The organism is Veillonella sp. oral taxon 158, from assembly GCF_018376515.1.
GTDB classification, from domain to species: Bacteria; Bacillota; Negativicutes; order Veillonellales; family Veillonellaceae; genus Veillonella; species Veillonella rogosae.
The window spans coordinates 22,694-43,682 of the sequence record NZ_JAHABE010000013.1 but is presented as its reverse complement, the minus strand read 5'-3'; the positions used below and the strand labels follow the sequence as shown (position 1 = coordinate 43,682).

Genomic DNA, 20,989 nt, shown 5'->3' with positions numbered 1-20,989 from the left:
ATGAAATTTTAAATTTTAAACTAAATTTACTTTTATAGTTTTCATTTTATTCCTAAGTATTCAAAACATGAAAAAGACCTCATCAATGTATCACTTATACATTGATGAGGTCTTTTTTACTCTATATAGTTTTATCTATAATATTAGAATTTAGATTCGATAGCACCTTGAAGGTCGCCTTTTGGCAAGAAACCAATTTTACGATCTACAACTTCGCCATCTTTCAAGATAACGAATGTAGGCAATACTTCTACTTGCATATTACGTGCTAATTCTGGTTCTTCATCAGCATTTACTTTTACAAAGTTAGCTTTACCTTCAAGCTCACCTGCGATTTCTTCGATGATTGGCATCATACGTACGCAATAACCGCACCATGGAGCCCAGAAATCAATAACAGTAACGCCACCTTGATTTACTAAATCTTGATATTCAGCAGTTTTTAATTCTTTTAATTCGCTCATTGTACCCTCCTACGGTAATTGAACTAATACACAATCTTGAATGACATGCAGGTTTAAAGCATGTGCTTTTTCAACAACAGATGGTTTATCCGCTCCTGGTTGCAACCACACAGTAGAAATGCCAAGTTCTTTACATTCATCTAATGCAGCCAAACCCGCTGCTTCTGGTACAACAAAATCTACCACAGCTGGTACAACAGGAAGTGCAGAAAGACTAGAGTAACATTTGTCTCCATCTATTTCTGCAATATTAGGATTAACTGGATATACTTCATATCCGTGATCTTTAAGACGTTTATAAATCTTATAGCCGAACTTTTCGGTTTTATGAGTGGCTCCAATAACGGCCCACACTTTTTGATCTAAAGCTTGTTGAATTGTCATTTTGACCACCTCTTATATACTATTATATAGGAATATCGAATATTGTCAATATAATATATCGAATTTTATAACCAAAGAATTATTCTCTTTTAGCAAACATCCTATAAGATAAAGCAATAGCCGTTTTATGCTCTTTATCTATATTTTTATCTCAATCGTTTTCTGACTAAGACTAGGTAAATTTAAATCAATCTTAATTAATTCAGAAATACTTATTTCCCGATTATTTAATGTATTAGCATTAACTAACCCGCCTACGATAGCTAATTCACCGACGATTCTATTAGCAGACCATTGATTATCACGCAATTCCCGAATAGTAATACTCTTCTGTCGTTTAGACAATCTATGCCCTTCAGAATCAATTAAGAGCGGTGCATGACCATACGATGGTACTTTTATATGTTTAGAGTGTAAACACTGTTGTAATGTTTTATATAAATATATTTGCTGTCCTGTAGTATCTAGCAAATCATCTCCACGAATGACCTCCGTGATTCCCATTGCAATATCGTCTAGAACAACGGCTAAATTATAGGCATACATACCATCACCACGACGTAATACATAATCATCTAGCTCACCTTCTAAATGAATATGTTGAACACCTTGCCAGCGATCTGTAAATTCTATATCACAAGAATCTATGGATAAGCGCAACGAAGGATCCTTTTCAGCAGAAAACGTTTTCACCTTTTCCTCATCTATATGGCGACAATGTCCATCATATCGATGAACTACCTCTCCCACATGAGGGGCTGAAGCAATAGACTGTAATCTAGCACGATTACAAAAGCATGGATAAATTAGTTTTTCTAATGCAAGACTTTCTAATATATTAGCATAGTATTCTTGTCGTTCACTTTGCCAATATGTTGATTCTGGTCCGCCAATACGCGGACCTTCATCCCATTCAAAGCCAAGCCACTCTAAATCATCTAAGAGTGCGTCCCCTAATTCCCGTTTAGAACGTTGAAGATCTATATCCTCCATTCGAACTACATAAGTTCCCTTTTGTTGTCGCGTAGAAATATATGATAATAAAGCAATCCACACATTGCCAAGATGGATATATCCTGTTGGGCTTGGTGCAAACCGGCCTTTCATATTAGCCCTCCTACATTACAAAACAAGTGGCATATTCTGTACAATCAAACAGAATATGCCACTATATTATATTAAATAATTAGCCTAAAGAAATGATATTATCAAATACATCACCAGCGTCTTTAATTTTTTGTTCGTTACCCATTGTACAAATATAATTATCCTTTAATACAGGTTCAACCACATCTGCTAAAGCAACAATATCCTCTGGCTTACAAGCGATAACTTGTTTACGGAACTCTACCTTATCCTCTAGTTTAGCACCGCTAAAGTACATGCCCATTGCACGTGGACCACGCAACGCTGGAGTCATAGGCAAGTCTAAGGAGCTCATCGTACCAATAATATATTTACGCATTTCACGGTCAGTTAAGGTAAACTCACGAAGGTACTGAGGTAACTCTTTGTACACATTCAATGTTTCTACCAAATTTGGATCGCGATAGCTACAGAAAATCATATTACCATCGTCATAGAAATTAGCAAAGGCACCGTAAGCACCACCTTGAACACGAATTCGAATCCAAAGGTACTCATACCGCAAAATCGTTTCTAGTACACTCATAGGACCAACATGCTTAAACCCATGATCGACAAAGTTACCACCTTGTGCTACGTATTGCACCTTACCAGCTGTAACGATACCGTCATTACCGGAAAGTCGAGTAATTTGTAATACATTATTGCTTAACTCAGTAGTATCCCAAGTTTCAACTAATGGTTTCATTAGGTTTTCAAAAGCCTCTAATTCGCCTTCTTCACCAACAAACATAATATCTACGTTGTTAGCACGGAAAATCTTACGAGCTACGTCGGCTAATTTTTCTGGCAGTAATGGTAATGCTGCGGGGTTAGAAGCTAATTCGCTAATCTTCTGATAGTAACCAAAGTTCCCATTGTCTCTAAATTTACCAACCGCAGATACTTGTGCCATAACGCGTTGGCTTACGATGGAGTTACCGCGACGGAATGCTTCGTTATCCCAAATGGCTTTACTTTCTTGAACAAGCTCAGTCAAACGACGATCATCGCTATAATCTGCTTTTTGTACTACTTCATTTATCAAGCGACACAAATCAGGTAATTTAGAATGCAATGCTTTAGCACGTACAATCATAAGTGGTGTAAATTCATCGCGCTTACCATCTTTGCTGATTGCTGTAACATCAGAGCTTAAACCACCAAGATTCATATTGATATCTTTAGCCAATGCTTCATAGCCGCGTTCAGATGTATCAATGCGACCAAGGATATCACTTAAAATATCCGCGTAAAACAATTCATCTTCTGTGAGGCAACTCAAGTTAAAGTATAAACCTACATAGTTAATACCTTTTGTGAAAGTTGGCACAAAGTGTACTTTCGTATCGCCAATCTTGCTTTCACGGCGTTCTACAGCTTCAATATTAGGATTTAAATCAGATAACTCAAGCAATGGAATCGATGCCAATGCTTCTTCACTATCTGGAGTTTCTTGACGGATTTTAAGGCGTTTTGTTTGTTCTACAATCACGTCAATCTCCTCTTTTGTCATATTCGCTTTTACAGCAGCTAAATGTTCTTTAACCTCTGCATCTTTGCGCTCTTGAAGTCCACGTTCAGGATAGATAGATACGAGTACTTTGTGATTGTTATTTAAAATAGATTGACGAATCAAATCTTCAAAGTACGTACCAGATAAGCCTTTTCGAATATTCACTAGCGCTTCTTCGTAGTGTAAGAGCTCAAGCGGATCATTATCGTATAACCAGTTATCCATCATGCGGATGACATAGGCAAGACCGATTGGACGACCACCAAAGTCGCTTTCACGAAGAGCAAACTCAATGCTATTCAAGGAAGCTTCTAATAATTCTTTATCTAAACCTTTATCACAAAGCTCTTGCAATGTAGATTCTACAATGCGTTGCAAGTCAGCTTGTTTATCTAGATTAGAGCCAGTTGCTTGTACAGTCCACATAGGTTGGCGAATGCTATCTAAATAATAGCCACTCACATCAGAGCCGATACCTGCTTTTACTAAAGCCTGTTTTAAAGGCGCCGCTGGGGACGTTAATAAAGCATGTGTTAAAACCTCGAAGGCCAAGCTATGCTCAGGAGTCACACTAGGTAATACATAGGCAAAGGAATGCAAAGTACGATTCTCTGTTGGTTCCTCAGAACCTACACTATACGGATAACTCACCACTTTACCTTCTGTAAATGGAGCTTGTAAACCTACCTCAGTATGAACCTCAATAGCATCAAAGTGACTTAAGTACTCATCATTCAAAAATGCTAATTGTTCTTCAATATTCATAGCCCCATACAAGAAAATATAACTATTGGATGGATGATAGTGAACGCGATAGAACTCTTGGAATTCTTCATATGTTAAATCTGTAAGATGATCAGGATCCCCACCAGAATCAACACCATAAGTAGTATCTGGGAAAAGTTCGCGCATCATTTGACGCTCTAATACAGAGTCTGGAGAAGAGTAAACACCCTTCATCTCATTAAATACAACGCCTTTATAGGTAAGCTCATCATCGGAATGATCTAACTCATAATGCCAACCTTCTTGCATTACGATTTCTGCATCGTCACGTACGCGAGGATACAATACAGCATCAAGATACACGTCCATTAAGTTGCGGAAGTCTTTATCGTTCTTACTCGCCACAGGATACATCGTCTTATCAGGATATGTCATAGCGTTTAAGAACGTATTCAAAGAACCTTTTACGAGCTCTACAAAAGGCTCTTTCAAAGGAAACTTGCGAGAACCACATAATACGGAGTGCTCCATAATATGCGCTACACCAGTACTGTTGTGAGGTGTTGTTCTAAAAGCAATATTGAATACTTTATTAGAATCTGGTGAATCGATATAAATTAATCGGGCACCAGACTTTTCGTGCTTCATTTCATAAGCGGTACCATTGATCTCATCAATGCGCTCAATGCGGTCAAGGCGAAAGCCAGAATAAACCTTATTTATTTCCATGCTGTCCCTTCTTTCTATATAAATAAAATGATTTCTTTCTTAACAATTAATTATACCATATCGAGTACTTTATATATAGATGTTAAGAATAATTATCGAAACACAAAACCCCATAGGCATAGGCCTATGGGGTTTATATTATTTAGTATGTTGCATTTGCCACTTTTGATTGCGGCGCAAGGTTAATAAGCCTTCTAGTACAGCTTGAAACTGTACAAAGCTCAATGTATAGGGTTCATACATATCCGGTACTACCTTGTAAGAAATAGTAACCTCTGCTTTATCATAATCGTAGAAGATACCATGTAAATTACTTACCGTAGTATAACCAGTTTGAGCTTGTTCCAATGTTGGAATAGGCTGATTTTTTAGATTTCCTAGTAGATCGCTAATGAAACCTTCCTTACGACCTTGGTCATTGAGCATTTCATCCATAAAACTACGTAGACTATCCATAAATAGATTAACCTCTTTGGTCTAACAATAAGCCGTTGTGAATTACGCGAACAGCATCTTTTACACGGTCTTCAGCAACAAGGCAGGAAATACTAATTTCAGAAGTAGAAATGATTTCGATGTTAATACCTTCTTGGCTCAAAATATCAAACATTTGTGCAGCTACGCCAGGTTGACCTAGCATACCAGCACCGATAATAGAAACTTTTGCCATGCGTTCGTCAATATTAACAGCTTCAATATCAACCGTTTCTTGCAATTCTTCCAATACTTCGCGCGCCAAAACTACGTCATCCATAGCTACTGTAAAGATAAGGTCAGTTTTTGGTTCACCAACGGAACGGATAGATTGAACAATCATATCTACGTCTACGTTTTTCGCAGCCAATGCTTTGAATACAGTTGCTGCCACACCTGGTTTATTTTCAACGCCTACAAGGGCTACTTTTGCAGTATTTTTATCATCAGCTACGCCAGTAATTACGCGTTTATTTGCTTCCACAGTATAATCCTCCCGAATAATAGTACCTGGTTTATCATTAAATGTAGAACGTACATGAATAGGCACGCCATAACGGAAGCCCATTTCTACGGCACGTGGTTGCATTACACCTGCACCAAGGCGAGCCATTTCGAGCATTTCGCCATATGTTACTTCTTCTAATTTGAAAGCTTCCTTCGCTACGCGAGGGTCTGTAGAATATACGCCGTCTACATCTGTGAAGATTTCACATACATCTGCCTTCATAGCGCCTGCCAATGCAACTGCTGTTGTATCAGAGCCACCACGACCTAATGTAACCATATCACCATATTCAGTAATACCTTGGAAACCAGCAACAACTACGATGTTGCCTGCATCCAACGCTTCAAACACGCGATTTGGATCAACACCCAAAATGCGGCCTTTATTGAAACTATCACTAGTTGTGATGCCTGCTTGGTCACCTGTTAAGGATACAGATTTTTGACCACGTTCGTTAAAAGCCATTGCCATCAATGCAATCGTTACTTGTTCACCAGTGGATAACAAGCGGTCCATCTCACGACCATAAGGCTTGGATGTTACTTGTTTAGCCAATGCTACCAAGTCATCCGTTGTATCACCCATTGCGGATACAACAATAACGATTTTATCGTCTGCTTGCTTCTCACGAAGGACGCGATCAACAATATTAAATATTTTTTCTGGTGTAGCTACGGAACTACCACCAAATTTTTTAACGATTAAGGCCACAATAATCCCTCATTTAACTATGTTTACTAAATATCAATATGAATATACTTTACCACAAACAAATAGCACTGTAAAGGGATGTACAGCAACCATTCCACTGGACTAATACAAAAATCCTTTTTCTGCGGACATTAAGATATATGCAAAAAGACCAGCCCTAAGGCTGGTCTTTATTAGTTGTTTTAGTTAATTAAGCAACTGTAATTTCTTTTTCGGATTCCCACAAACCGTGAAGATTGCAGTAAGATACAGCAATCAATTTACCAGATTTGTTCAAGGAAACTGCCAAAGAACCTTCAGAAATTGCATGTACAGGGCCTTCGTTTGCAGTTGCGCCATCACCATGTACGTTGAAGGAAATTTCACCAACTTCGAATGGCAATTGAGTACCTTCAGCTACGAAGTACAATTTGATCCATTCAATGTGATGTTCTACAGTGTTAGGATGTGCGATATCTTTACCAACGGACAAAGTTACGTGGAAAGTTTCACCTGCTTTTACAGTGTCAACTGTTTCGATAACAGGAACGTGTTTTTCAGTAGCGAAATCGCCGGATTTAATGTAATCATGTACAGCCATAGTTAACCTCCTGGTTATTGTTATATACATACTTAATGTCAAGAATATTGAGCACTACTGTGCTTATGACTATATTATACATTTTCGATATAGTTTTAGCAAGGACTTTTTCGAAACTTTTAGATTTAATTATAGTTAAAACTCATAAATACAAAATATTAGTTGCTAAATGTACTACTAAACATGCTACTACACATGCCTTTAGCAGTATCCTTAAGATTTAAGTACATATACTTAAAACTCAATACCTTTAGCAGCCTTAATGCCCTTCTCATAAGCATGCTTTACTACGTTCATTTCTGTTACCGTATCCGCTATTTCAATAATTTCTGGTTTAGCATATCGGCCCGTCAAAATTACATGAAGTCGTTCTGGCTTATTCTTTAGCATATCTACTACAGAATTTACATCAATAAGCTCGTAATTAATGGCATTGTTGATTTCATCCATTATGATAAGATCCCATGTATCAGAGTTAACCTCCTCTACCAAAGTATGCCAAGCAGTTTGAGCCGCCTCTTTGTGTCTTGCGAGCTCAGCCTCTCCTACTTCATCACGTTTATAGTAAATAAAGCCTTTACCCATGGAGCGTATTTCTACTTGGTCACCTAATTTAGCGAGACCTGCTAATTCACCATAGCCATTACCACTTTTTATAAATTGTAGTATGAGAACCTTAAAGCCTTGACCAACAGCACGCAATGCAACACCTAAAGCGGCCGTAGTTTTACCTTTACCATTACCTGTGTTGACTAAAATTAAGCCTCGTTCACTCATAATTAGCTCCTTTTAGCTTTATACGTAGCACATATATCTACAAAGTGTTGTGCCCCTTCATCAGAACCAGCAAAGTTCAAATGTAAATAGGATGCTAATACATTATTAGTAGCATAGCCGCCATCATAAGATTGAGGTTTACGGCCTCCTTCTAAATGGAATGCCCATGGGAAGTCTTCTACTGTGGGCTCCATCGTAGAGAAATGGAACTCATGCCCACGAAGGGATGTATTTGCGTCTCCTAATAAAGTGTCTCTTTTAGCAGTAGCCGTAACATAGCCAACCTTTTGCAGTTTTTGTTGCATTATACAGTTAGCCGGTACAATCCCTACTGTTTCATATACAGAGCCTTCAAAATCGTGAATCGTTTCACAAAGGTACATAAGCCCACCACATTCAGCATAAATCGGCATACCTTGTTCATTTGCTTGGCGGATAGACTCCTTCATAGATTCATTGCTAGATAATTGGAACAAGAACATTTCAGGGAAGCCCCCACCAAATACAAGGCCGTCTACTTCGGGAATCATTAGATCATTAAGAGGGCTAAAATAAACGAGCTCGGCCCCCTTCTCTTCTAAGGCCGCTAAACTTGCGGGATAGTAGAAAGAGAATGCCTCATCATAGGCTACGCCAATTTTAACTCGCTTTTCAACGGATTTAGCATCTACAGCCTCCGGTAACTCAATAGCAGGTGCACTAGAAGCAATGTCCAACAATTGATCTAGATTTACCATTTTCTCAACGGCTTCGCGAATCGTGTTGATGGCCTCTGTTGGATCTATTTCAGTAACAGGTGTGAGTCCTAAATGGCGCTCAGGAGAGTGCATACGGTCATCTCGATAAATAGCACCAATAACAGGTACACCAATTTTATCCATGCCTTCACGAACCATGCGCTCATGGTTGGCAGAACCTAAGCGGTTCAAGATGACGCCACCAAAGTTTACCTCTGGATCATAATCACGGAAACCTTTGGCAATAGCAGCCGCACTTTCACCCATAGCCTTGCAATCGATAACAAGCACCACCGGTGCATTCAATTGCTTAGCAATTTGAGCTGTGGAGCTAACACCTTCTCGACCACCATCATATAAACCCATAACACCTTCAATAATAGCAAGGTCTACTCCATGCGCCATAGTAGCAAAGAAAGGATTTAATTTGTGAGGTGGCACGAGCCACGTATCTAAATTATAGCTGTCACGGCCGGATGCAATTTTATGAAAGCCCGGATCAATATAATCCGGGCCCACTTTAAAGGATTGCACCGTACGTCCACCATTTGCATAAGCAGCCAATAAGCCCGCTACGATAGTTGTTTTACCTACACCAGAGTTAGTGCCAGCAATGACAACACGTGGAATATGTACTGTGTTCATAAATATTACCTCGTAATACGACGTGTTTGTTAACGGTCCTTACGTTTTGCAAGGATTGTAGACAAATAGTTGAGTTTAGTATCTTTTGGCATATTATCAAGGCCTACGAATACTTGCTCATCTGGCAAACCTACACGGCTGATCATAACCGCATCATCTGCCATATTGTGTTTAATCAATGTTTCTTGTACTTCATCAAAGTTTTTGTACACTTTCATGATTACTGCATCATCAGCTACGGCTAATACAGCATCAATTTTTTCTTTAGATGCTGTAGCAGGAACGATAGCTAATACTTCTTCTTTCTCTACGATTGGATAACCAAGGTGGGAACCAATAGCACAGAAAGCAGTAACGCCAGGAATTGTTTCAATTTCATGGACTGTATTTTCAATCAAGCGATATACATACATGTATGTGCTGTAGAACATAGGATCACCCAATGTTAAGAACACAACGCTTTTACCTTGATCTAAGTAGGACAAGATAATGCGTTTTGCTTCTTGCCAGCCTTCCTCTTGTGTAGCATCATCCAATACCATTGGGAATACTACAGGAACGATTTCTGTATGTTCTTGGATATATGGGGATGCAATATCAAGGGCTACAGAGCCATCTTTCTTTTCTGTTTTAGGTGTGATAATAATATCTGCTTCACCTACGATGCGAGCAGCTTTCACAGTCATTAATTCAGAATCACCAGGGCCTACGCCAATGCCATATAATTTACCTTTCATGGGTATCTCCTATTCTTATAGTTACAGTTTATTTATAATTGCATATCTATTATTATAACCAATTTATGCAAGATATACAAAGGCACTATTTAATATTTGGAATTGCAGGGCGATGTGGGCTACGTTTGCCATACAAATCATCGATGCAGTCTTGTAAATGTTGACGGAAGATATCTTGGATAACTTCATACTCACCTAGACCAGCATTAATAGGTTTAACCTCATAACCAGCCTTAGTCAATTCATTTACTACACTATCCTCTTCATCTCCGAAGAGATCATTTTGGGCATGATCCCCTAGTACTAATAATAATGGATGTAGGTGAATTGTATTTGGACGCTTCCCATCAAGCCATTCCCATGGCATAGCTACATCAGCCACATAAGGAGCATTCTCTAAAACGGCGATACGTACATTTGTAAGGCCATCACGAATCAATTTGAACTGTAAATTACCATACGAGGAGTTGCCAGAGCCTAGGCCACCATGACCAACCAATAGTAACCCGTCTTCTTTAGAAATATTAAGAGATTTAATGAAACGGTCAATTAAGATTTGGTAATCATCTGGATGCTCTTCTTGGCCCATATAGTATACGAGAGGTCTACCTACGCGCAATACTTCTAGCTGTCCTTCCCCTTCATGGGCAAGGATATTATTTTTCAATTTATCAAACTCTTCACCGCCAGTGAAATGAAGTGGTTGTACATACACATGTGTATACCCTTCTTGGATGAGTTTTTCTAACGCCCCTTGTTCAGTAGGTACCTCAACACCGCGTTCACGTAAACGCTTAACGATGATACGAGAAGAAAAAGCTAATTCCACAGTATAGTCCGGATACGCTTTACGGATATATTCTACTACGGAATCAATATTATGTTCACGAGCACTGTCAACAGTGGATCCAAAGGCAACAACTAAAATAGCTTGTTTCATGAAAGTCTCCTTATATTAATTAATAATGTATCTTAATCATACCATAGAGAACCTTTTCAGGGCATACCGTGGTACGTATAAATTGGAAATTATTCTTATCTTTCATAGTAAAAGTAAAACTCCTCCCCATTGGATATCCAACAAGGAGGAGTTTTGCTTATGGAAAGGAGTGGAGTGATATGTCTAATTATGTAATAGTAAGTATTAAGAAATCATACCTTGTACTTCTATACGAGAATTTGTCATTACAGGTTTTACAGATTCACGAGGCATGGGACGCTTCCGATCAGACATCCGGATAGCTTGGCCTAAATGCTTCAAGAATAAATCTTGTACATAAGGATTTTCACCAAGACCTTCATTCCAAATATCTACATTGTAACCCTCTTCAGCGAGCAATGCATAAATGGAGTCAGAACGCTCACCGCCAAGATAGTCCATTAAATGTGTAGAACCAATAAGAGCCAACGGTACTACTAATAAATCTTTATGCCCCATTCGATCTAACAAAGTAAGTGCTTGTTTAAAAGTAGGGAACCCATTTGTAGTAAATACCACAACATTTGGTGCCGCACCGTACATAGCTTTCAATTGTAATGTACTAAATTCCAATTGATTTTGACCATTTGCCATAAGCACTACAGACTTATTAAGTGCTTTTGTATTAACGTGGCGAACAATACTTTCTAATGTAGCTTCATAATCGTCAGCATAATTCTTTACACCTAAAGATGTGAGTAACGGCTTACCAATATTCACTTGGCTAAAACTATATTCATTATTATGTAAAAACTTTAATGCTTGTTTACGCATTTGTTGGTAACACTGATCTGCTACCAATGTAACTGGTTGAATGTATACTTCATCAACGCCCTTGCGAGCGAAATCTTGCATAGCCTCTGTGAAAGAAGAAATCTTATCATCATACTTCTCGTTCCACTTCTCTACTAATGCATCAGATAAGAATACACGGCGTACCTCCATATCGCTATACATGGAACGTACTTTTTTCTCTATACTGCCAATGGATTTCTCCACAGCATCTTGATAAATTGATCCAAAGGATGCAATGATTATGCCTTTCATATGTGACCTCCATATTGCTCATACATGATACAATTTTCACAACTGAAAATTGTTATCAACTACTCTGTAATAATAGTACAAGATTAGTACATGAAAGTCAATGAGAAAAAATATCAAAATCAACCAAAATAATGTATAACCGATGCAACACCACATAAAAGAAGAAAAAATATAACAATAAACTTAATTCGACCTGTAAAGGTATCATACCTTCTCTTGTCGCTAGCTGTGATTTTGCCAGAGCGATTATGACGCCATAGATCAAAGACACAAGCAATACAAAGAATAATAATTAAAATATACTTCAAATCAATCATATAACTTGGTAAAGCAATATAATCGCTAAACAATGAAAGTCCAAAGAAACAATTCCCTAAGATACCAATTACAATTTTAACTATTCGTTGCCTAGCTATAATGACGAGATAATTCACCATTAATAAGCCAAAGAGACCAATTAGAATATCCTTAAACATATCTACCCTACTAATTTAAAACCATAGTACTCTAATCTATTTAATATATACATTACACTATTACTTCAAGATACACAAAATGGTGTTGAACTCAAAGGAGTCCAACACCATTTTCTTAATTCAGAATCGAATTAAAATTTAAAAGAATATCACCCAAACAATTACCAAACCATATAAAAATATAAACGCATGAATAGTTAGAATTGAATTAAGTATACTTTTCTTTTTTCTTTCATCGTCAGTATTTTTATATCTATATCGATGTAACCCTAATATACCAAGATACATAACAATCGCTAATACCATACCTGAATAAAAATATGTATCTGATGTAAAATAGTTAGTTTCATACAGTTTATTTATTAAGTATCCAGAAATTAATAAAGTAAGCAATATAAACTCTATTAGGACTTGTGATTTATTCTTTGCTTTATACATAAGAAAAATATCATACAATAACCATATGCTAATGCCTAAAATTAATAAGTCATATATCATAAACTATTTCCTATTTCATAGAACATAAACCTAGAGGTCTTTTACAAATTGCCAAGAGCCATTACCAAATAATAAATAAAAAAGCTTTTCTACCTATCCTAGTATTATGTAGTAGATCGTATACATTTTGTTTTAAAAGAATTTGTTCTCTCTCAATAAAACCAAACATTATCCATCTCTCTTTAATATGATACATTTATTTTAGTAAAATTTTATATTTATATTTATTATATATCATATTTTGATGGGACGCCTACATAACTACAGTAATAAAAATGATGCCCTGTACTTGTGTAGCGACATCAGGAACGAGGAGCAAACAAGTATAGGGCATCATTTTTAATATATTTGTAGTAATGTTATGGGGCCCCATCAAAGTATTCTAGATATCAAGAAAATAAAATCACTTATGTATTCACATATTCATATCCTTATAACCAAAAAGAATATAATTATAAAATCTATTACTATACTATATTCATCACATTAATTTCTTAAAAAATCCTTAATTTCCCTATACTTCTAGGGGTATGGGGTTTATTGACACCCCATTTCCCCTTTGTTACGATTAGCTTAAGGTTATATATATGCAATAAATCTACATTTTTCAATATATTAAAATTATGTAAATAATTGCATACCCCTGTAGTTTTAGTTTTGGATAGGAGTATAGAAATGAAAAAACAATTAGCTTTAGCATCCGCTATTCTAGGTCTTGCAGTATCCTTTGGTGCACCTGTTGTATCTAATGCTGCATATCAATTAAATGAAGAAGTAAAAGATCCTACACCTGCATTAAAAGAGGCATCTACTATTGGTGTTCGCACACATGAAACTAAAGAACTTCAAAATCTTCAAAACAAAGATGCTATCGTAGTTATGAGCTTTGGTACAACTTATAAAGAAACTCGCGCTAAAACAATTGATGCTACTGTAGCAGCTATTCAAGCGGCTCACCCTAATACTAAAGTGGTAACTGCTTTCACAAGCCACATTATCCGTGACCGTATCCAACAAAAAGAAGGTATTACATACCCAACTCCTGAAGAAGCATTAGCCCAATTGAAAGCTGAAGGTTATACACGCGTTGCTCTTACATCATTAGATGTTATTCCTGGGATGGAATATAACTATGATGTAGCTGTTTATAACCTTTACAAAAACAACTTCAAAAAAATGACATTAGGTACTCCACTTATGTACTGGATGGGTCAAGAAGGCCAAACTGATGAAGTTATTCAAACAATTAAGGCTGTACAATCTCAATTCCCTCAAGTAGGCAAAGAAGATGCTGTTCTTATCATGGCTCATGGTACTCCAGATCCTGCAAATGCTTACTATTCTGTAATTCAAGACCGCATCCATACTCTTGGCTTGAAAAATGTATTTGTCTACACTGTAGAAGGTACTCCAAATCTTGAACAAGTTATCCCTCAATTAAAATTACATGGTATTAAGCACGTTACATTGATGCCATTCATGATGGTTGCCGGCGACCATGCTAACAATGACATGGCTGGTGATGAACCAGATTCCCATAAATCCATCCTTGTAAAAGAAGGCTTCAAAGTAGATACTTACCTTCATGGCTTAGGTGAAAACCAAAATATCCGTAACTTGTTTGTTGAACGTGCAAACGAATCTTGGGACGCATTACAAAAATAATCAATCCATAATTTAACTAGTATCGTTATATAACGTACATAGGAGTACATCATGAAAAAACTACTACTTTGTAGTCTCGCTTTGGTCATGGTTGTACTAGCAATAGCTGGGTGTGGTAAAACCACATCCAGCTCTTCTGCTACTACGAAGGAATTGACCTTTAATGGTCAAACCTATACTGTACCAAAGGATCCACAAAAAATTGCTGTATTATCTAATTCTGTTTTATCTATGCTTTATGCTGTCGATGGTAAAGCCATTAGCCGTGCCAATACAACGGATAAATTAGCCCCAGAATTAGAAGCTCTACCCGCTCTTGGTCAAACTGCAAATATCAACATGGAACAACTATTAGGCTTGAAGCCAGATGTGGTATTGGGCTTAGTAAATCAACATAAAAAATATGAATCCCAATTACAAGCTAATAATATTCCAACCGTACTTTTTGATTACGATGGTATTAAAGATAATGTACCAATGTTAACATTCCTTGGCGAGTTAACCAATCATCAAGACAAGGCTAAATCTGTTATTACTACCTATGAAAGCAATATCACCAAGGTAAAAGATGCAGTTAAAAATCAACAGCCTGCACGTGTTGCCGTGTTACGTGCCACAGGGAAAGGTGTAACTGCCGAAACTGATGAAGCAGTGACTGCATCTATGGTAAAAGAACTAGGTATGACAAATGTTGTTGCCTCCCACCTAGAGGGTACAACCAAGGATAAAACTGTCCCTTACTCTCTTGAAACATTGACGGCAGATAATCCTGATATTATCTTTGTTGTTACAATGGGCAAAGAAGAAGAAATTACAAAAGCTATGAAACAAGCTATGACAGATAATCCTGCATGGGCTAATTTAAAAGCTGTACAAAATAACCGCGTAATATATTTACCATCTAAACTATTCCTATTAAACCCAGGTCTACAAACACCTGAAGCTATGGCACGTTTAGTTAAAGAAGCATACGGTATTAATGTTACATTCTAACATATTGCATCATGCTAAAGAGGGCATCCCCCAAATAGGGAATGCCCTCTTTTTCTATTAGTATCAAGCTACTCAACTAATCCTTTTACACGCACATATTTTTTATTATCAAATGTATCAAGTTGTACATCTACAGAGAAAACATCTCTAAACAACTCATCTGATATTATTTTATTTGTTTCTCCTGACGTTACTAAATGGCCTTCTTTTATAACAGCCATATAATGTGAATATTGAACCGCCTGTGTTAGTTCGTGAAGTACCATGAGAACGGTTAAATTTTGCTCCTTATTTAAGCGTTTCAATAACTCCATAATTTCTAATTGGTGATTAATATCTAAATATGTTGTTGGTTCGTCTAATACTAATAATTTTGGTTGCTGTGCTAGCGCCATAGCAATCCAAACGCGTTGCCGTTCGCCACCAGATAGAGATGGGATTAATTGTTCTCTCAAATGATTCGTTTTTGTAATGTCTAGTGCATAATCAACAATTTCACGATCTTCTTTAGCCGTGTTTTTCCACCACGTTTGGTATGGATACCGTCCACAATATACCAATTCTTCTACAGTCATATCCTTTGGCATATTAGGAACTTGAGGTAAGAATGCCATTTGACGAGCTAATTTATTCTGCGAATACGAGGATAATGGCTTATCAAAGATGGTTACACACTCACTAGGACTAGAAATATACCCGATCATAGATCGTAAAAGCGTACTTTTACCACAACCATTAGGCCCTATTAATGTCGTAATTTTACCGATAGGAACCGATACATTAATGTCATGTAGAATATGACGATTACCAAGAGTTACGGATAACTGTTTTACATCAATAGCGGTATTCATTAGTTATCCCTCCTCAACAAATACAAGAAGAACGGCGCTCCGAAAAATGCCATAATAATGCCTACTGGTACCTCTATAGGGCTCCACATAACACGTCCTATTGTATCACTGACAACAAGAACTAGTGCGCCTAATAATGCGGATCCAGGCAGTAAATATGCATAGTCGTTACCGATTATAAGACGTAACATATGGGGAATAACCAAACCTACAAATCCGATAAGCCCAGCTATACTTACAGCACCAGCCGCTAAAAGAGCAGCCACTGCAGTCATAATAAACCGTGTTTGTTCTACCTTAAGGCCTAATCCTTTTGCAGTTTCATCACCTAAGCTTAAAATGGTAAGTCGTTTAGCTCCTAAACAGGCAAAAATAAGACCAATTATAGCATATGGAAACAGCACTTCTACCTGAGGCCAACTGCGTGCAGCGAGTCCCCCTACCATCCAAAGCAATGCCCCTTGTACACGATCACCGAAGAATACAAGTAGTGCTGAAATACCTGAGCCTAAAAAGGCTGCGACCGCAACACCAGCTAAGATAATACGACTAGGTCGCACTCCATTTTTCCATGCTAATGCATACACCATAAGTGCTGCAGCCATAGCACCTAAAAAGGCCACTAAAGGAACTATATGATCATACCCAGGAAATAAAATAAATATGATAACACCAGCTAGTCCTGCACCAGAGGATACCCCTACAATTTGTGGATCCGCTAGGGGATTTTTCATAACTGCTTGCAAAATTGCACCAGATACAGCTAGACAAGCTCCCACTAACGCAGCTACAATATTGCGAGGCAATCGAATATTCCAAATAATTTGTGAAGATGTATCAGTTAGCTCACTAGACCATAATGTATGCCAAATCTCAGCTAATGATACGGGTGTTGATCCCCAAATAAGAGATATAATCATGCTCATAATAACGGCGATGATTAAGATACAAATCACTGATACACGAAATAATTTTCGTTCATTACTTGATGCCATATGAATCCCCTCTCAATAATATACAGTAAAACCCGAATCGCAAAACTACATATACGATTCGGGTTTTGTATTATTTAGATTCTTTGCCTTCTACAAAAAGCATGTCATTGCGTTTTACGTCTGTGTAAAGCAATGCATTGCATACGGAAGCAGCGATTGGGCTACCACCTTTGTTGCCTTTTACAGTGATATAAGGAACTGGGGATACTTCCATCAAATAATCTTTGGATTCTGCAGCGCCTACAAAGCCTACAGGGATACCAATGATAAGAGCTGGTTTAATACCTTCTTCAAGAGCTAAGCGCAATACTTCGTACAATGCAGTAGGAGCATTGCCGATAGCAACGATTTGTCCTTCTAATTGTTTGCCAAATGTACGCATAGCCGCGATGGAACGAGTTACACCCAATTCTTTAGCCATTTTAGCTACGTTTTCATCTTTGATCAAGCAGTGTACTTCGTTACCACGAATTTTAAGAGCTGGCTTAGAAATACCGGTGCGCACCATTTCTACGTCAGTGTAAATGTTAGCACCGTTTTCCAAGGCTTCGATACCTTTTTGAACAGCATCAGGGCTCATTTTTACGAGTTGTGCGTATTCAACGTCACCAGACGCATGTACAGTACGGGATACTACGCGTACTTCATCATCTGTTAAACCTAAATCTTTTACATAATCGTAAATGATTTGCATACTTTTATCTTCAATCTCTTTAGGATTTTTAACGTAATCCATTAGTGTCCTCCCATAATTTGAAAAATTCATCATTCGTTGATACCACGTGACTTTCAAGTTTAACACGGGGTCTATCAATAACAATAACATGGATACCAAGATCCATAGCTGCTTGTAATTTTGTATCAGCACCACCTACAAGACCAGAGTTTTTCATAACTACAACGCTAGCCTTTGTATCGTGGAACATGATGCGGTTCATATCGTAAGAAAATGGACCTTGTACAGCAACAATGCGTTTAGGACTTACATTGAGGTCTTCCATCATTTGTAACACCTCTGCAGTTGGCAAAATACGTGTCCATACTTCGCAATCTTGCAAGGCTTCAGATTTAGCAAAGATGTGCATTGTCTTACTACCAGTAGTCAAATACACATGGTTATTATTTTCTTTTGCTAACTTGCCTGCCAAATTCGCTGCTTCAACTTCATCCACTACGATATGTAATTTATCATAATCAGGTAATGGTACCTCTTTACGTTCAAAACGAACGAATGGAATACCTACTGCCTTGGCTGCCTCTTGTGCCGTTGCGGTCACAACTGCGGCGTACGGATGGCTTGCATCAATTAATAGGCGCACATTGTGCTCCTTAATTAAGTTCTGCATAGCCTGTTGATCAAGACGACCCATATGTACAGTAATGCCTTTATGGGCAGCAAGCTCTGCCCCATATTGACTAACTACCGTAACAAGCACATCTTCACCTGTCCGTTCTTGAATATCTACCGCTAAGGTGCGACCATCCAAGGTACCGGCAATGACCCAAATCATAATTTGTAGCCTCGAGGAGTAATCATGCGACCATTTTCAACATAGGTTTGGCTGTTACCGATGATAACAAGTGTTTGCATATCTACTTCTTCTTTTGTGAAGTTTTCAAGGTCAGAAATTACCATTTGTTGACCTGGACGACCTGCTTTTTGCACGATGCCAACAGGTGTTTTAGGATCGCGGTATTTAAGAACGATGTCGCGAACTTCATCTAAGTGAGTAACACGTTTTTTACTGCGTGGGTTGTACAAAGAGATAACCATGTCACCTTGTGCGCAAAGGTCAGCACGTTTTTTAATAAGATCCCATGGAGTCATCAAATCGCTCAAGGAAATGACTGCAAAGTCATGCATCAAAGGTGCCCCCAATACAGATGCTGCTACGTTTACAGCACTAAGACCAGGTACGATGTCTACGGAAGGACGTTTTTCAGCTGGCACTTTATTAGCAAGTTCCAACACAAGACCTGCCATACCGTATACGCCAGAGTCACCAGAGGATACTACTACTACTTGGTGACCTTCTACAGCCAAATCAACGGCTTGTTGGCAACGATCTACTTCTTGCATCATTGCAGTACCTACAGTCTCTTTACCTTCGATAAGGTCTTTAATCAAGTCAAGGTATGTCAAATAACCTACCACGCGATCAGCCGCTAAGATAGCTTCGCGCGCTTGAGGCGTCATAAACTCTTCATCGCCAGGGCCGATGCCGATTACTTTGATGTTACCTGTGCAATGGCTACCGTTGTTTTGGGATAAATTGTTTTGTGCTGTATTAATGTTCGGCTCTTGGCCGCTAGTAATGCCGTTGTCTCGCATACGTTTCCTACTCCTATAGTTCCTTTTACAAAATTAGATTCTTTTAATTTTTCTTCTTCAATGAGTGGTGCCATCTCGTCCTGTGTATAGAACACGATAGTCCACCCCATAATTTGCATAGCCTCTAAGAGGCCTACTTCGTCTTGTTTAACGATAACCGATGCTGCCGTTACAAGGCTCTTTGGTGAAAGCTTATGCGCTGCTAGCGACTGTTGTATGGCGTCAAGGATTAATTCCTTCGGCGTATCTCGACGACAGCCAATGCCCATCGTATAAGTCCGAGGGCGCAAAATCAATTGATGACCATACTCGGTTATTACTTTGTCCGTAATGACCACCCGAGAAGCCCCCTCTTCAGAGCTTTCATGTTTACATGGAATAGAATCTAGTTGATCCAAAGATACAACATGAACCATGCCATGTTCACCAATATGAGCTTTTGTAACGTCCTCTAAATGCGCAGCATTCACTAAGCTTTCATCGATATAATAATCAACGCGCTCTCCCCCAACGATGGCAGAGTTCACATTGATTAAGGTTTGGAAATCATCCACCAACAGATGCTCATGGCGCGCCAACACGTCAGGCGCTGGCAATCCGTTTACATCCGTTGCGGTTGTAATAACTGGGTCCGCATCGATGGCCAGCGAAATGGACTGCGTCCATTCGTTGGCGCCCCCCAGATGACCAGATAATAAGCTAATTACATGGTGTCCTACTTCGTCCATTACGACTACAGCAGGATCCTTGGATTTATGCTCAATATATGGTGCAATCATGCGCACTACAATACCGAGTGACATAATACATAACACTTGGTCGTAATCTTTGAAAATCTGTCCTATATGGTTTTTGAGGGAATCAAAATAAATGGCCTCTCCACCAGAGGGACGATTTTCTTTTTCAAAGCAATCCGCATGAGGGGCCACCAAAGACTTGATGCGTTGACCTAGCTTTGCACCTCGTTCAGACACAGAAAGAATAGCAGTTCTATTCTTCTTGCTTCCCGTCAAAGGCGCAACAGTTTCTAGTTCTTTCAT

General features: G+C 38.3%; 21 protein-coding genes. 2 read left to right on the top strand and 19 right to left on the bottom strand.

Annotated elements, in window-relative coordinates; translation table 11 throughout:
* Positions 1–143 precede the first annotated feature (143 nt).
* From trxA to KH364_RS08005, 13 genes are all read right to left on the bottom strand, one after another.
* Positions 144–464 carry a thioredoxin gene (trxA, locus tag KH364_RS08065; RefSeq protein WP_009351711.1) on the bottom strand — a complete coding sequence of 107 codons (321 nt, stop codon included), beginning with the start codon at positions 462–464 and terminating at the stop codon, positions 144–146.
* Between the two features lie 9 nt (positions 465–473).
* A complete protein-coding gene (locus KH364_RS08060) occupies positions 474–848 on the bottom strand; it encodes a CoA-binding protein (protein ID WP_273299277.1) in 375 nt (124 codons plus the stop codon).
* A gap of 138 nt (positions 849–986) precedes the next feature.
* A complete protein-coding gene (gluQRS, locus tag KH364_RS08055) occupies positions 987–1,955 on the bottom strand; it encodes a tRNA glutamyl-Q(34) synthetase GluQRS (protein ID WP_273299275.1) in 969 nt (322 codons plus the stop codon).
* 79 nt (positions 1,956–2,034) lie between these two features.
* Entirely contained in the window at positions 2,035–4,944 is a 2,910-nt protein-coding gene (locus KH364_RS08050; protein ID WP_273299274.1) for an insulinase family protein, read from the bottom strand.
* A gap of 138 nt (positions 4,945–5,082) precedes the next feature.
* Positions 5,083–5,400: a hypothetical protein gene (locus KH364_RS08045; protein ID WP_009351749.1), complete on the bottom strand. Its 318-nt coding sequence runs from the start codon at positions 5,398–5,400 to the stop codon at positions 5,083–5,085.
* A gap of 7 nt (positions 5,401–5,407) precedes the next feature.
* Positions 5,408–6,637 (bottom strand): aspartate kinase, encoded by a 1,230-nt coding sequence (locus tag KH364_RS08040; protein ID WP_009351703.1) that lies wholly within the window; start codon positions 6,635–6,637, stop codon positions 5,408–5,410.
* Positions 6,638–6,827: 190 nt separating this feature from the next.
* Positions 6,828–7,217: a class II SORL domain-containing protein gene (locus tag KH364_RS08035; RefSeq protein WP_273299270.1), complete on the bottom strand. Its 390-nt coding sequence runs from the start codon at positions 7,215–7,217 to the stop codon at positions 6,828–6,830.
* Positions 7,218–7,451: 234 nt separating this feature from the next.
* On the bottom strand, positions 7,452–7,994 hold the full coding sequence (cobO, locus tag KH364_RS08030; RefSeq protein ID WP_105098684.1) for a cob(I)yrinic acid a,c-diamide adenosyltransferase: 543 nt from the start codon (positions 7,992–7,994) through the stop codon (positions 7,452–7,454).
* Positions 7,995–7,996: 2 nt separating this feature from the next.
* Positions 7,997–9,376 (bottom strand): cobyrinate a,c-diamide synthase, encoded by a 1,380-nt coding sequence (locus KH364_RS08025; protein WP_273299268.1) that lies wholly within the window; start codon positions 9,374–9,376, stop codon positions 7,997–7,999.
* A gap of 29 nt (positions 9,377–9,405) precedes the next feature.
* The gene (gene cobI, locus KH364_RS08020) at positions 9,406–10,113 is read right to left on the bottom strand and encodes a precorrin-2 C(20)-methyltransferase (protein ID WP_273299266.1); all 708 of its coding nucleotides are present in this window, start codon (positions 10,111–10,113) and stop codon (positions 9,406–9,408) included.
* An 85-nt stretch (positions 10,114–10,198) separates the two neighbouring features.
* Entirely contained in the window at positions 10,199–11,053 is an 855-nt protein-coding gene (locus KH364_RS08015) for a sirohydrochlorin cobaltochelatase (protein ID WP_273299265.1), read from the bottom strand.
* Between the two features lie 204 nt (positions 11,054–11,257).
* The gene (locus KH364_RS08010) at positions 11,258–12,139 is read right to left on the bottom strand and encodes a sirohydrochlorin cobaltochelatase (RefSeq protein ID WP_273299264.1); all 882 of its coding nucleotides are present in this window, start codon (positions 12,137–12,139) and stop codon (positions 11,258–11,260) included.
* Between the two features lie 119 nt (positions 12,140–12,258).
* Complete coding sequence (locus KH364_RS08005) at positions 12,259–12,615, bottom strand: hypothetical protein (RefSeq protein WP_273299262.1); 357 nt, start codon at positions 12,613–12,615, stop codon at positions 12,259–12,261.
* Between the two features lie 1,173 nt (positions 12,616–13,788).
* Here KH364_RS08005 and KH364_RS08000 point away from each other — a divergent pair.
* Together KH364_RS08000 and KH364_RS07995 are read left to right on the top strand one after the other, a co-directional pair.
* Positions 13,789–14,778 (top strand): sirohydrochlorin cobaltochelatase, encoded by a 990-nt coding sequence (locus KH364_RS08000; RefSeq protein WP_273299260.1) that lies wholly within the window; start codon positions 13,789–13,791, stop codon positions 14,776–14,778.
* Positions 14,779–14,829: 51 nt separating this feature from the next.
* Complete coding sequence (locus KH364_RS07995; RefSeq protein ID WP_273299259.1) at positions 14,830–15,771, top strand: ABC transporter substrate-binding protein; 942 nt, start codon at positions 14,830–14,832, stop codon at positions 15,769–15,771.
* A gap of 68 nt (positions 15,772–15,839) precedes the next feature.
* Here KH364_RS07995 and KH364_RS07990 read toward each other — a convergent pair whose 3' ends face one another.
* The 6 genes from KH364_RS07990 to KH364_RS07965 form a co-directional block, all read right to left on the bottom strand.
* Positions 15,840–16,622, bottom strand: coding sequence for an ABC transporter ATP-binding protein (locus KH364_RS07990; RefSeq protein WP_273299257.1), 783 nt, complete (start codon positions 16,620–16,622; stop codon positions 15,840–15,842).
* Positions 16,622–17,617: an iron ABC transporter permease gene (locus KH364_RS07985; RefSeq protein ID WP_008601262.1), complete on the bottom strand. Its 996-nt coding sequence runs from the start codon at positions 17,615–17,617 to the stop codon at positions 16,622–16,624. The genes KH364_RS07990 and KH364_RS07985 overlap by 1 nt, the downstream gene beginning before the upstream one ends.
* Positions 17,618–17,687: 70 nt before the next feature.
* Complete coding sequence (locus KH364_RS07980) at positions 17,688–18,353, bottom strand: precorrin-8X methylmutase (RefSeq protein ID WP_105082102.1); 666 nt, start codon at positions 18,351–18,353, stop codon at positions 17,688–17,690.
* A complete protein-coding gene (cobK, locus tag KH364_RS07975; RefSeq protein ID WP_273299255.1) occupies positions 18,340–19,128 on the bottom strand; it encodes a precorrin-6A reductase in 789 nt (262 codons plus the stop codon). Before cobK ends, KH364_RS07980 begins: the two co-directional genes overlap by 14 nt.
* Positions 19,125–19,814 carry a precorrin-3B C(17)-methyltransferase gene (gene cobJ / locus KH364_RS07970; RefSeq protein WP_273299282.1) on the bottom strand — a complete coding sequence of 230 codons (690 nt, stop codon included), beginning with the start codon at positions 19,812–19,814 and terminating at the stop codon, positions 19,125–19,127. The genes cobK and cobJ overlap by 4 nt, the downstream gene beginning before the upstream one ends.
* Before the next feature lie 29 nt (positions 19,815–19,843).
* On the bottom strand, positions 19,844–20,989 hold the full coding sequence (locus KH364_RS07965) for a cobalt-precorrin 5A hydrolase (RefSeq protein WP_273299281.1): 1,146 nt from the start codon (positions 20,987–20,989) through the stop codon (positions 19,844–19,846).

Coding starts and splice junctions, on each gene's coding strand:
- KH364_RS08025 (WP_273299268.1), bottom strand. CDS start 9,376: ATGAACACAGTACATATTCCACGTGTTGTCATTGCTGGCACTAACTCT.
- KH364_RS07985 (WP_008601262.1), bottom strand. CDS start 17,617: ATGGCATCAAGTAATGAACGAAAATTATTTCGTGTATCAGTGATTTGT.
- KH364_RS08060 (WP_273299277.1), bottom strand. CDS start 848: ATGACAATTCAACAAGCTTTAGATCAAAAAGTGTGGGCCGTTATTGGA.
- cobK (WP_273299255.1), bottom strand. CDS start 19,128: ATGATTTGGGTCATTGCCGGTACCTTGGATGGTCGCACCTTAGCGGTA.
- KH364_RS08045 (WP_009351749.1), bottom strand. CDS start 5,400: ATGGATAGTCTACGTAGTTTTATGGATGAAATGCTCAATGACCAAGGT.
- KH364_RS08050 (WP_273299274.1), bottom strand. CDS start 4,944: ATGGAAATAAATAAGGTTTATTCTGGCTTTCGCCTTGACCGCATTGAG.
- KH364_RS08015 (WP_273299265.1), bottom strand. CDS start 11,053: ATGAAACAAGCTATTTTAGTTGTTGCCTTTGGATCCACTGTTGACAGT.
- KH364_RS08005 (WP_273299262.1), bottom strand. CDS start 12,615: ATGTTTAAGGATATTCTAATTGGTCTCTTTGGCTTATTAATGGTGAAT.
- cobJ (WP_273299282.1), bottom strand. CDS start 19,814: ATGACGCCTCAAGCGCGCGAAGCTATCTTAGCGGCTGATCGCGTGGTA.
- KH364_RS08010 (WP_273299264.1), bottom strand. CDS start 12,139: ATGAAAGGCATAATCATTGCATCCTTTGGATCAATTTATCAAGATGCT.
- KH364_RS07995 (WP_273299259.1), top strand. CDS start 14,830: ATGAAAAAACTACTACTTTGTAGTCTCGCTTTGGTCATGGTTGTACTA.
- gluQRS (WP_273299275.1), bottom strand. CDS start 1,955: ATGAAAGGCCGGTTTGCACCAAGCCCAACAGGATATATCCATCTTGGC.
- KH364_RS08035 (WP_273299270.1), bottom strand. CDS start 7,217: ATGGCTGTACATGATTACATTAAATCCGGCGATTTCGCTACTGAAAAA.
- KH364_RS08000 (WP_273299260.1), top strand. CDS start 13,789: ATGAAAAAACAATTAGCTTTAGCATCCGCTATTCTAGGTCTTGCAGTA.
- KH364_RS07990 (WP_273299257.1), bottom strand. CDS start 16,622: ATGAATACCGCTATTGATGTAAAACAGTTATCCGTAACTCTTGGTAAT.
- cobO (WP_105098684.1), bottom strand. CDS start 7,994: ATGAGTGAACGAGGCTTAATTTTAGTCAACACAGGTAATGGTAAAGGT.
- trxA (WP_009351711.1), bottom strand. CDS start 464: ATGAGCGAATTAAAAGAATTAAAAACTGCTGAATATCAAGATTTAGTA.
- KH364_RS07965 (WP_273299281.1), bottom strand. CDS start 20,989: ATGAAAGAACTAGAAACTGTTGCGCCTTTGACGGGAAGCAAGAAGAAT.
- KH364_RS07980 (WP_105082102.1), bottom strand. CDS start 18,353: ATGGATTACGTTAAAAATCCTAAAGAGATTGAAGATAAAAGTATGCAA.
- cobI (WP_273299266.1), bottom strand. CDS start 10,113: ATGAAAGGTAAATTATATGGCATTGGCGTAGGCCCTGGTGATTCTGAA.